At 71.1% G+C, this 11892-nt stretch carries 10 protein-coding genes; 6 read left to right on the forward strand and 4 right to left on the reverse strand.

What is annotated here, in order from left to right:
• Nucleotides 1–100: 100 nt before the first annotated feature.
• The 6 genes from GCU53_RS07425 (at nt 101) to GCU53_RS07450 (ending at nt 6408) form a co-directional block, all read left to right on the forward strand.
• Nucleotides 101–805 carry an SIMPL domain-containing protein gene (locus GCU53_RS07425; protein ID WP_152387053.1) on the forward strand — a complete coding sequence of 235 codons (705 nt, stop codon included), beginning with the start codon at nt 101–103 and terminating at the stop codon, nt 803–805.
• 56 nt (nt 806–861) lie between these two features.
• Nucleotides 862–2472 carry an ABC transporter substrate-binding protein gene (locus tag GCU53_RS07430; RefSeq protein ID WP_152387054.1) on the forward strand — a complete coding sequence of 537 codons (1611 nt, stop codon included), beginning with the start codon at nt 862–864 and terminating at the stop codon, nt 2470–2472.
• A gap of 9 nt (nt 2473–2481) precedes the next feature.
• Nucleotides 2482–3492 (forward strand): ABC transporter permease subunit, encoded by a 1011-nt coding sequence (locus GCU53_RS07435; RefSeq protein ID WP_152387055.1) that lies wholly within the window; start codon nt 2482–2484, stop codon nt 3490–3492.
• A gap of 78 nt (nt 3493–3570) precedes the next feature.
• Entirely contained in the window at nt 3571–4473 is a 903-nt protein-coding gene (locus tag GCU53_RS07440) for an ABC transporter permease subunit (protein ID WP_152387056.1), read from the forward strand.
• A 10-nt stretch (nt 4474–4483) separates the two neighbouring features.
• Entirely contained in the window at nt 4484–5452 is a 969-nt protein-coding gene (locus GCU53_RS07445) for an ABC transporter ATP-binding protein (RefSeq protein ID WP_152387057.1), read from the forward strand.
• Complete coding sequence (locus tag GCU53_RS07450; protein WP_152387058.1) at nt 5449–6408, forward strand: peptide ABC transporter ATP-binding protein; 960 nt, start codon at nt 5449–5451, stop codon at nt 6406–6408. The genes GCU53_RS07445 and GCU53_RS07450 overlap by 4 nt, the downstream gene beginning before the upstream one ends.
• Nucleotides 6409–7091: 683 nt before the next feature.
• On the opposite strand, the gene GCU53_RS07460 is transcribed toward GCU53_RS07450, so the two are convergent.
• From GCU53_RS07460 to GCU53_RS07475, 4 genes are all read right to left on the reverse strand, one after another.
• Nucleotides 7092–8012: a 5-oxoprolinase subunit C family protein gene (locus GCU53_RS07460; RefSeq protein ID WP_208845453.1), complete on the reverse strand. Its 921-nt coding sequence runs from the start codon at nt 8010–8012 to the stop codon at nt 7092–7094.
• Nucleotides 8009–8686, reverse strand: a complete 678-nt coding sequence (gene pxpB / locus GCU53_RS07465) for a 5-oxoprolinase subunit PxpB (RefSeq protein WP_208845502.1) — start codon at nt 8684–8686, stop codon at nt 8009–8011. The genes GCU53_RS07460 and pxpB overlap by 4 nt, the downstream gene beginning before the upstream one ends.
• Nucleotides 8683–9435, reverse strand: coding sequence for a 5-oxoprolinase subunit PxpA (locus GCU53_RS07470; RefSeq protein ID WP_152387060.1), 753 nt, complete (start codon nt 9433–9435; stop codon nt 8683–8685). Before GCU53_RS07470 ends, pxpB begins: the two co-directional genes overlap by 4 nt.
• A gap of 67 nt (nt 9436–9502) precedes the next feature.
• Nucleotides 9503–11875 carry a PepSY domain-containing protein gene (locus tag GCU53_RS07475; protein ID WP_152387061.1) on the reverse strand — a complete coding sequence of 791 codons (2373 nt, stop codon included), beginning with the start codon at nt 11873–11875 and terminating at the stop codon, nt 9503–9505.
• Between the last annotated feature and the right edge of the window lie 17 nt (nt 11876–11892).

An 11892-nucleotide genomic window follows, 5' to 3' on the forward strand; every position in this document is an offset into this window, starting at 1 on the left:
TGTCAACCGAACGCAGGCAAAGCTGCAAAAACCGGACTACGCCGTTAGAGTCTGGTCCGACGTCCAACGGATACGCTTCCGGCCCACACAAGGATTCCCCATGCCCCGCCTCCGCCTCGCCCCCCTCGCCCTCGCCGCCCTGGCCAGCCTGCCGGCCCAGGCCGAGGACGCCCCCCGCTACAACCGGATCTCCCTGCACGCCGAGGCGAGCCGGGAGATCGCCCACGACCTGATGCTGGTGACCCTCTACGCCGAAGCCCAGCACAAGGACCCGGGCCAGTTGGCCGGCGACATCACCCGCCTCCTCAACGGCGCGCTGGAGCGGGCGCGCCAGGTGGCGGGGGTGAAGGCCAGCCTCGGCAACCGCAACAGCCATCCGGTCTACGACGATCAGGGCCGCCGGATCGTCGCCTGGCGCGAGCGTGCCGAGCTGCGCCTGGAAAGCGCCGACTTCGCCGCCCTGTCCCGGCTGAGCGCCGACCTGCTCGGCGAGCTGCGGATCGGCGACATGCGCTTCGCCATCGCCGATGCGACGCGCAAGAAGAGCGAGGACGCCCTGCTGCAGGACGCCGTGAAGGCCTTCGGCGAGCGTGCCCAGCTCGCCACCCGGGCGCTCGGCGGCAGCGGCTACAAGCTGGTCAGCCTGAACCTCAACAGCAGCGGGATTGCCCCGCCGCCCTTTGCCCGCGCCACCATGATGAAGACCATGGACCGCGAGGCGGGCGCGCCGGTGCAGGAGATCGAGGCCGGCAGCAGCCAGGTGAGCATCAGCGCCGACGGCGTGATCGAGGTGCAGATGCCCTGAAGGCCAGGGCGCCCGATGCTAGAGTGGCGCCAGAGCCCGCCGACCGGAACGCCCCCATGCCCCGACGCCCGACCGCCCTCCTCCTCGCCGGCCTGCTCGCCGGCGCCGTCCAGGCTGCACCGAGCAGCCTGGTGGTCTGCACCGAAGGCAGCCCGGAAGGCTTCGACATCGTCCAGTACACCGCCGCCGTCAGCGCCGATGCCTCGGCGGAGACGGTGTTCGACCGCCTGCTGCGCTTCGCCCCCGGCGGCACCGAGCTGCTGCCCGCCCTCGCCGAACGCTGGGAGGTATCCGCCGACGGCCTCGAATACACCTTCCAGCTGCGCCGCGGCGTGAAGTTCCAGCGCACCCCCTGGTTCGCGCCGAGCCGGGAGTTCAACGCCGACGACGTGATCTGGAGCTTCCGGCGCCAGATCGACCCCGCGCACCCCTGGCACAAGCTGTCGCCGCGCGGCTTCCCCTATGCCGAGTCGATGGCCGTCGGCGAGCTGATAGCACGCATCGACCGGCTCGACGACCATCGCGTGCGCTTCGTCCTGCGCTACCCGGAAGCGCCCTTCCTGGCCAACCTGGCGATGGGCTTCGCCTCCATCTACCCGGCCGAGTACGCCGACCGGCTGCTGGCGGCCGGCACCCCGGAGCGCCTCAACAGCCAGCCGGTGGGCACGGGCCCCTTCATCTTCGAGCGCTACGAGAAGGACGCCCAGGTGCGCTTCCGGCGCAACCCCGACTACTGGGACGGCGCACCGGCCATCGAGCGGCTGATCTTCGCCATCACCCCCGAGCCCAACGTGCGGGTGCAGAAGCTCAAGGCCGGCGACTGCCAGATCGCCCTCTACCCGCGTCCGGTGGATTTGCCCGGTCTGCGCAGGGACCCACGCATCGCGGTGCTGGAGGACGAGCCGCTGCTGGTCGCCTACATCGGCATCAACACCCGTCACCCGCCGCTCGACGATGTGCGGGTGCGCCAGGCGCTCAACCTCGCCCTCGACAAGGCCGCCTACCTGCGCGCCCAGTACGGCGAGGACGGCGCCGCCCCGGCGGCGGCGCCCTACCCGCCGAGCCTGTGGGGCTCCGACCCGGCGCTCGCCGGCTGGCCCCACGATCCGGAGTGGGCCCGCACCCTGCTGGCCGAGGCCGGACACGCCCAAGGACTGAAGCTGAGCATCTGGACCCGCCCCGGCGGCGGGCCGACCAATCCCAACCCCGGCATCGGCGCCCAGTTGCTGCAGGCCGACCTGGCCGCTATCGGCATCCAGGCGGAGATCCGCGTGCTGGAATGGGGCGAGCTGATCAAGCGGGCGAAGAACGGCGAGCACGACCTGGTGTTCATGGGCTGGGCCGGCGACAACGGCGATCCGGACAACTTCCTCACCCCCAATCTGTCCTGCACCGCCGCCGCCTCCGGCGAAAACCAGGCCGGCTGGTGCGACGAACGGTTCGACGCCCTGCTGCGCGAAGCGCGCCGCACGACCGACCAGGCGCAGCGCGCTGCGCTCTACCGCCAGGCCCTGGCGATCTTCCACGAGCAGGCGCCCTGGATTCCCCTGGCCCATCCCCGCGAGTTCGCCGCCGTGCGCCGCGACGTCGAGGGCTTCGTGATCAGCCCGCTGGGCACCAACAACTTCGCCGGGGTGCGCCGCACTCCGGCCAGCGACCCGGAGTGAACCCCGCGTATGCTGTCCTTCCTCGCCCGCCGTCTCGGGCTGCTGATCCCCACCTTCCTCGGCGTGACCCTGCTGACCTTCGCCCTGATCCGCCTGATCCCCGGCGACCCGGTGGAGGTGATGATGGGCGAGCGCCGCCTCGATCCGCAGATGCACGCCGAGGCCATGCACCGGCTCGGCCTCGACCGGCCGCTGCACGAGCAGTACCTGAACTACCTCGGCCAGCTGGCGCGAGGCGATCTCGGCCAGTCGCTGCGCACCCGCGAGAGCGTCTGGAGCGAGTTCGCCAGCCTGTTTCCGGCCACCGTCGAGCTGGCCCTCGCCGCCCTGCTGCTGGCCTGCGTCCTCGGCCTGCTCGCCGGCACCCTCGCGGCACTGAAGCGCGGCTCCATCCTCGACCACGGCACCATGGGCCTGGCGCTGACCGGCTACTCGATGCCGATCTTCTGGTGGGCGCTGGTGCTGATCATGTTCTTCTCCGTAGAGCTCGGCTGGACCCCGGTCTCCGGGCGCCTCGACCTGCTCTACGACGTGGAGCCGGTGACCGGCTTCATGCTCATCGACACCCTGCTCAGCGAAGAGCAGGGCGCCTTCCTCGACGCCCTGCGCCACCTGATCCTGCCGGCCATCGTGCTCGGCACCATCCCGCTGGCGGTGATCGCCCGCATGACCCGCTCGGCGATGCTCGAAGTGCTGCGCGAGGACTACATCCGCGCCGCCCGCGCCCGCGGCCTGTCGCCGGCGCGGCTGGTGTTCGTGCACGCCCTGCGCAACGCCCTGGTCCCGGTGCTCACGGTGTTCGGCCTGCAGGTCGGCTCGCTGCTTTCCGGCGCGGTGCTCACCGAGACCCTCTTCTCCTGGCCGGGCATCGGCAAGTGGCTGATCGAGGCCATCGGCGCCCGCGACTACCCGGTGGTGCAGAACGGCATCCTCTTGATCGCCGCGCTGGTCATCCTGACCAACTTCGTCGTGGACATCCTCTATGGCCTGGCCAATCCGCGCATCCGCCATGGACGCTGAACCCGTTGTGAACGCCGACGCTCCCGGACGCCTGCGTGGGAACCACGCATGGCTCATGAATTTCACCAGGGTTGACCGATGAACACACTTGCCTCTCTTGCCGCCGAGTCGGCCTACCCCTCGCCCTTGCGCGAGTTCTGCCAGGCCTTCGCGCGCAACCGCGGCGCCCTCGCCGCCCTGCTGTTTCTCGCCGTGCTCGCCGCCTGCGCGCTGCTGGCCTCCTGGCTCGCGCCCTTCGATCCCGCCGCCCAGCACCGCGACTTCATGCTCGCCCCGCCAGCCTGGCTGGAGGGCGGACAAGCCCGCTTTTTGCTCGGCACCGACGAACTGGGCCGCGACCTGCTCTCGCGGCTGATCCATGGGGCGCGTCTGTCGCTATTGATCGGCCTGGCCTCGGTGGCGTTGTCGCTGCTGCCCGGCGTGCTGCTCGGCCTCTGTGCCGGCTTCTTCCCGCGCCTGCTCGGCCCTGCGATCATGCGCCTGATGGACGTCATGCTGGCGCTGCCCGCCCTGCTGCTGGCGGTGGCGGTGGTCGCCGTGCTCGGTCCGGGGCTGCTCAACACCGTGCTGGCGATCGCCATCGTCTCGCTGCCCGCCTACGTGCGCCTGACCCGCGCCGCGGTGCTCGGCGAGATCCACCGCGACTACGTCACCGCCGCGCAGCTGGCCGGCGCCGGACGGCTGCGCCTGATGTTCGTCGCGGTGCTGCCGAACTGCCTGGCGCCCCTGATCGTCCAGGCCACCCTGGGCTTTTCCGCGGCCATCCTGGACGCCGCCGCGCTGGGCTTTCTCGGCCTCGGCGTGCAGCCGCCGACGCCCGAATGGGGCACCATGCTGGCCGCGGCGCGGGACTACATCGAACGTGCCTGGTGGGTGGTGACCCTGCCGGGCCTGGCCATCCTCTCGAGCGTGCTGGCGATCAACCTGGTCGGCGACGGCCTGCGCGACGCGCTGGACCCGAAGCTGAAGAACCTGGCTTGAGGAGCATGCCATGAGCCTGCTGGAAATCGACAACCTCAGCGTGCGCTACGGCCCCGCCGACGCCCCGCCGGTGGTGGACGGCCTCGACCTGCGTCTGGAGGCCGGCGAGGTGCTGGCCATCGTCGGCGAGTCCGGCTCCGGCAAGTCGCAGGCCATGCTCGCCCTGCTCGGCCTGATCGACCCGCCCGGCCGGGTCGCTGCCGAGCGCCTGCAGTTCGCCGGCCACGACCTGCTCGCCCTCGGCGGGCGCCAGCGGCGCAGGCTGCTCGGCAAGGACTTGGCGATGGTCTTCCAGGACCCGCTGGCCGCCCTCGACCCCAGCTACCGTGTCGGCTTCCAGCTCGAGGAAGTGCTGCGCCAGCACCTCGGCCTGCGCGGTGCCGCCGCCCGCCGGCGCGCCCTGGAACTGCTCGAACAGGTCGAGATCCCGGCCGCCGCCAGCCGCCTGGAGGCCTATCCGCACCAGCTCTCCGGCGGCATGGCCCAGCGCGTGGCCATCGCCCTGGCGATCGCCGCCGAGCCGCTTCTCCTGATCGCCGACGAGCCGACCACCGCCCTAGACGTGACCATCCAGGCGCAGATCCTCGAGCTGCTGCTGAACCTGCAGCGCGAGCGCGGCATGGCCCTGCTGCTGATCAGCCACGACCTCGCCGTGGTCGCCGAATGCGCCAGCCGGGTCTGCGTCATGTACGCCGGCCAGGCGGTCGAGGTCGGCGCCCTGCCCGGCCTGTTCGACGCCCCGGCGCACCCCTACACCGAGGCGCTGCTCGCCGCCCTGCCGGAGGCCGGCACCGCACGCCGCCCGCTGCGCGGCCTGCCGGGCAGCGTCCCCGGCCACCACGACCGCCCGATCGGCTGCCTGCTGGCACCGCGCTGCGCCTACGTGCAGGACGACTGCCGCGCCCTGCGCCCGCCGCTGGAGGCCAAGCGGCAGAGCCAGGCGCGCTGCTATCACCCGCGCAACCAGGAGAGCCCATGAGCCCGGTGCTGATCGCCCGCGACCTGATCCGTCACTACCGCGTCTCCCGCGGCCTGTTCCGCCCCGCCGCCCGCGTCCAGGCGTTGAACGGCCTGTCCTTCGCACTCGAGGCCGGCGAGACCCTGGCGGTGGTCGGCGAGTCCGGCTGCGGCAAGTCGACCCTGGCTCGCGCCCTGACCCTGATCGAGGCGCCGACCGCCGGCTCGCTGCAGATCGCCGGCCGGGACGTCGCCGCCACCGATCACCGACAGCTGCGCCGCGACGTGCAGATGGTCTTCCAGAACCCCTACGCCTCGCTCAACCCGCGCCGGCGGATCGGCGACCAGTTGGCCGAACCGCTGGCCATCAACACCGACCTTTCCGGCGCCGAGCGCCGTGTCCGGGTGCTGGCGATGCTCGACCGGGTCGGCCTGCGCGCCGAGCACTACGCACGCTACCCGCACATGTTCTCCGGCGGCCAGCGCCAGCGCATCGCCATCGCCCGGGCGATGATGCTGCGCCCCAAGGTGCTGGTCGCCGACGAGCCGACTTCGGCGCTCGACGTGTCGGTGCAGGCCCAGGTGCTCAACCTGTTCCTGGAGCTGCAGCAGCAATTCGGCACCGCCTATGTGTTCATCTCCCACAACCTGGCGGTGGTACGCCACATCGCCGACCGCCTGCTGGTGATGTACCTCGGCCGGCCCATGGAGCTCGGCCCCGCCGAACGGATCTACCAAAAGCCGCTGCACCCCTACACCCAGGCCCTGCTCGCCGCCACGCCGAGCCTGCACCCCGAGCCGGGCCACCAGCGCGTCCGCCTCGCTGGCGAGCCGCCCAACCCGCTGGAGCCGCCGGCCGGTTGCGTGTTCCATCCGCGCTGTCCGTATGCGACGGAGCGCTGCCGAGTGGAGGTGCCGGCATTGCGGGAGGTGGATGGGAGGGAGGTGGCTTGTCATTATGCGGAGCGGTTCGTGTGAGTATGCTGGGAGTGGCGGCCCCTTTTCCGCGGTCATAACGTCGCGCTTTCCTCGGCCGGACCGACAGGTTTCGCCTTGCACGGCGAGTCACTTTCTCTTTGCTCGCGCGAAAGAGAAAGTAACCAAAGAGAAAGCGCGCCCGACATCCGGCCCTTCACTGCGCTGCGCTCCGCTACGGGTTCCCTCGCTCCGGCACTGCTCCGGGGGCCGTCACGAAGGGGCGTCCCTGTCCCTTCGTGATTCGCTCGGCGTCCATGCCTCGCGTCCCCCTGCGCAATGCCTGCGCTCGGCCTCCTGACGGGAGTGGGGTGGCGGCTGATAGTTGGGTAGAAGCCCAAAAGCTCTTCTTGCTGCTGATGCAGAAATTTCCAGGCAGCTCCGAATGCCCCTTTCAGGAGGCCGAGCGAAGTCGTTGCGCAAAGGGTCGAGCGGCATGGATGCCGCGAGAGCTGCGAGGGCCATGGATGGCCCTTCGTAGCGAGCCCTTGGAGCAACGACGGAGGGAGGGAACCCCGCCACAGGCGGGGCCGGATGACAGGGGCAAGCGTTTTTGCTTACTTTTTTCGCGACTGAAAAAAGTAAGTCGCCGTGCAAGGCGAAATCTGTAGTTCGGGCCGAGGAAAGCGTCGCGATTGAGCATGCAGGTCTGGCAAGAGAAAACCAAGCTTGTGTCCCTCAAGCGCTCAGCGTCCGAAGAACCGATAGAACTCCCGCACCTCCTCCTGCACCGTCTTCACCCTCACCCGCGCGAAGCGCACCGTCCGATGCGCCGGGCACTGAGCCAGCAATCCCAGATCCAGCGGATGCACCCAGCCGAGAATGGGATAGCCGCCCATGGTCTGCCGGTCGGCCATCAGTACGATCGGCTGGCCATCAGGCGGTACCTGGATCGCCCCCGTGGCCACGCCCAGCGACCACTGCCGCGTGGGCGCCCGCAAGGGTTCGCCGGAAAGGCGCGTGCCCATGCGATCGGACTGCGGGCTGAGGCGCCAGGGCTGGGCGAAGAAGCGCTGGCGATCGGCCACGGAAAAATCCCCGGCGTCGCCGCCGAGCATCACCCGCAGGCAGGGCTCGGCCCGGTAGTCCGGCACGAAGCGCCAGGGCACGCTGGCTGCGCCGGGCAGGCTGGCCGGCGCGCAGGGCAGCACGTCTCCGGCGCACAGGGACCGGCCGTCGCCGTGCAGACCGCCGAGGCCCTCACGGGTCTGGGTGGCCACGCTGCCCAGCACCGCGCCGGCGCGAAAGCCCCCTGCCACCGCCAGGTAGGCGCGCTGGCCGCTGCGCGCGAAGCCGAGGCCAAGCCGCTGACCGGCGCGCACGGCGAAGCGTGACCAGTTCGGCCGCGGCGCGCCGTCCAGCCGGATATCCAGCTCGGCACCGCAGACCGCCACCCAGGTGTCTATTGCGCTTTGCAGCTCCGTGCCGCCGAGAGCGATCTCCACCAGCGGCGTGCCCCGGCGGTTGTCCAGCAGGCGATTGGCCCAGGCCGCCGCATGAATGTCCAGCGGGCCCGCAGGCGACACGCCGAGGTGCTGCCAGCCCAGGCGGCCGGCATCCTGCAGCAGGCTGAGCGGACCGGGGCGGATCACCGCAAGGCCCGTCACGGCACACCGCCCTCGGCGCGGAAGGTCGCCTCGTCGATGGCGAGGAAGCGCACCCGGTCGCCCACCGCCAGCGGACAGGGCGGCTTGGCATGGGCGTCGAACAGGTGCCGCGGACAGCGCCCGATCAGGTGCCAGCCCCCCGGCGAAGCCTGGGGATAGACCGCCGTCTGCCGCTCGGCGATGGCCAGCGAGCCGGCCGGCACCCGGATGCGCGGCGTGCGCCGGCGCGGCAGGGCCAGGCGCGCGTCCAGCTCGCCCAGATAGGCGAAGCCCGGGGCGAAGCCGATGGCGCCGACCCGGTACTCCATGCCGCTGTGCAGGGCGATCACCTCGGCCTCGCTCAAGACGCAGGCGCGGGCCACCTCGGCCAGGTCCTCGCCGGCATACCAGACGGGAATCTCGTGCAGACGTCCGCTGCGCGGAGGCTGCGCCTCGGCGCACCAGTCCTCGAGCAGGGGCAGCAGGCGCTTGCCGAGCTGCAGGTGGTCGGTACGCAGCAGGTCGTAATGCAGCAGCAGGGTGGTCCAGCCGGGCACCAGGTCGACGAGCAGCGGCCCGAGTTCGAGGTGGATCCGGTCGGCCAGGGCGGCGATGCGCAGCGGCAGATCGGCATCCGGCTGCTCGGCCAGGACCAGCAGCAGGGCTTCGGCGCCGACCGGCTCGAGACGCATCAGAGGCCGTCGAGGGCCGCGCGCAGGCGGCGCAGTACGGCCAGCGACTCGGCATTGTCGCCGTGCACGCAGAGACTGTCGGCGCGCAAGCACAGCGGTTTGCCGTCGAGGTCCGGGAAGGACTCGCCGCGGGCGATGGCCAGGGCCTGGGCGAGGATGCGCTCGGGCTCGCGGTGTACCGCCCCGCTCAGGCGGCGCGGCGCCAGCCGGCCGTCGGACAGATAGGCGCGGTCGGCGAAGGCCTCGAACAGCAGCGGCACTCCGGCGGCCTCGGCGAGCCGGCGCTCGCGGGCGTTGTCGGCCAGCGCCAGGACCATCAGCGGCAGACCCGGACGGAATGCCGCGCAGGCCTCCAGCACGGCGGCGAGCAGTTCGTCGTCGCGCACCAGGTCGTTGTACAGCGCGCCGTGCGGCTTGACGTAGTCGATGCAGGTGCCGGCGGCGCGGCAGAAGGCGTCCAGCGCGCCGAGCTGATAGAGCACCTGGGCGCGCACCTCGTCGGCCGAGCAGTCCATGTGGCGACGGCCGAAGCCGGCCAGGTCCGGGTAGGCCGGATGCGCGCCGATGCTCGCCCCGTGGCGCACCGCGAGGGCCACGCTGTGCTGCATGGTCAGGGGGTCGGCGGCATGGAAGCCGCAAGCCAGGTTGGCCTGGTCGATCAGCGGCATGGCGAGCGCATCGTTGCCCATCCTCCAGGCCCCGAAGCTCTCGCCCATGTCGCAGTTGAGGAGGATGCGGGTAGTGGTTTTCATGGAACTAGCTTGGAACTTCCGTCGAGCTGCCGCAAGCCTGCGGGGGAAATGCCCCCGCAGAGCGGACTCAGAAGAGATCGCGGCGGAAGCGCTCCTCGTCGCGCAGGCGCTCGACCTCGGCGCTGCCGAGCAGCTCGATGAGCACCGCCTCGACGCCGGAAGCCATGCCGCGGCTGCCGCACAGGTAGATGACGGCACCCTCGGCCAGCCAGTTGCGCAGGGCATCGGCGGCTTCGCGCAGGCGATCCTGCACGTAGACCTTGCTTCCTGCGTCGGTGGAGAAGGCCAGGTCGAGACGGGCCAGCCCCCCTTCCGCCTGCCAGGCCAGCAGTTCGTCGCGACAGAGGAAGTCGTGGGCTTCGCTGCGCTCGCCGAAGATCAACCAGTTGCTGTTCTGGCCGCGGCGAACGCGCTCGCGCAGCAGGCTACGCAGCCCGGCGAGGCCGGCGCCGTTGCCGATCAGCAGCAGTGGCCGGTCGCCAGCCGGCAGGCGGAAGCCGCTGTTGACGCGCAGGCGCATCGGCACGCGGGCGCCCGGCGCCAGCTCGCACAGCCAGCCGGAGCACAGCCCGGGCGTGCCGTCGGGGCGCCGCTGGCGGCGCACCAGCAGCTCCAGCACGCCATCCGTCTCCAGCGAGGCGACCGAATAGCAGCGCGGCAGCGCATCGGCCTGCGGCGGACGGACCTCCACCAGATCGCCGGCCTGCCAGTGCTGTCCGCCCGGAATCTGGAAGACCAGACGCCAGACCGGCTCGGCCGTGCTGCTCGGGTTGAGGCATTCGCGGGCCAGCAGCATCCACTCGCTGAAACCCTCCTCCTCCGGTGCCGGTGGCTCGCTGCCGGACAGCCGGCCGAGTTGCTCGCGCCAGGTCTGCAGGGCCTCGACATCAACGCCGTCCACCTCCACCGGAGCGAACAGCGCCCGTGCGCCCTGGTTGCGCAGCCACTGGTCGAGGCGCCGGGCGAAGGCGCAGAAATGCTGGTACTGACGGTCGCCGAGACCGAGCAGGGCGTACTGCAGATGGCTCAGCTCGCAGTCGCTGCCGAGCACCCGGCGCACGAAGCCGCGCGCACTGTCCGGCGCCTCGCCGTCGCCGAAGGTGCTGACCACGAACAATGCGCGCTCGGCGCCGCGCAGATCGCTCTCGTCGAGCTGCGCCAGCGAGCGCACCTGCACCGCGGCGCCGCCCGCCTGCAGCTGGCTGGCGGCCTGCCAGGCCAGGCGTTCGGCGAAGCCGCTCTGGCTGGCGAAGCCGATCAGCCACGGCTGGCCACCGGCCGACACTGCCACGGCCTGCTGTGCTTCGCGGGCGGCGCGACGGCTGCGTCGGCGGTCGAGATAGAGCTGCCAGCCGGTGATGAAGAACAGCGGCATACCCAGGCTGGCGAGCAGCATCAGCACGCGGCCGGGCTGGCCGAAATACTCGCCGGTGTGCAGCGGATAGAGACTGGCGAGCAGCCGCTGGACCAGGCTCTTGTCCGCATAGCGCTCGTGCTTGAGCGGCGCACCGCTGGCGACGTCGAGGCTCAGGCGGTTGACGGCCCGGGCGTGGTCGGCATCGGCCATCACGTACATGACTTGCAGCGGCTGACCGGGACGCTCGGGCAGCGTCAGGTTGACCTGCCGGTAGGCATCCCCCACCTCGCGGCGGAAGGCCTGGAACAGCGGATCGAGGGTGATCGCCGGAGCCGGTACCGGAGCTTGGCCGGATTGGCCGCCCGCCGGCGCGCCGCGGCGTCCGCCGCCGGGACCGCCGTGCTGCGGGGCGGGCTCGCCGGCGAGGGCGAAGAGGCCCTGGCGGTACCAGTCGTAGGACCAGTTCAGGCCGGTCAGTGCGGCCAGCAGGTAGAACAGCAGCGCCCAGGTGCCGGCCACCGCATGCAGGCCCCAGAGGAAACCGCGCCCCCGGCGCGACCAGTCGAGGCTCAGCCAGGCGCGCCAGTCGCCGGCCCGGCGCGGCCAGCGCAGGTAGAGGCCGGACAGGCAGAGGAACACCAGGATCAGGGTCGAGGCGCCGGTGATCGCCTTGCCGGTATCACCGATGGCCAGCCAGCGGTGCACCTGCATCATGAAACGGAAGAAGCCCTGGCCGCGTGCCGCGCCGAGCAGGTCGCCGCTGTAGGGATCGGCATAGAGGGTCTCGCCGCGCGGACCGCCACCGCTGACGATCACCTGGGCCGCATCGTCCGGCGCGCCCGACAGGGTCAGTCCGAGCACCTGGCGCGGCCCCACCTGCCTGCGCAGGCGCTCGAGCAGATCGTCCGGACTCAATGCCTGCGCCCCCTGCGGCACCTCGACGGTCATCACCCCGGGATTGAGAAAGCGCAGCAGTTCGCCCTGGTAGGACAGGGTCGCGCCGGTCACGCCCATGACCGCCAGCACCAGCCCGGCACTGATGCCGAGCAACCAGTGCAGTTGGAAAAGGATCTTCTTCACCACCTGATGTCACCTGATCG

The organism is Azotobacter salinestris (genome assembly GCF_009363155.1).
Classification (GTDB): domain Bacteria; phylum Pseudomonadota; class Gammaproteobacteria; order Pseudomonadales; family Pseudomonadaceae; genus Azotobacter; species Azotobacter salinestris.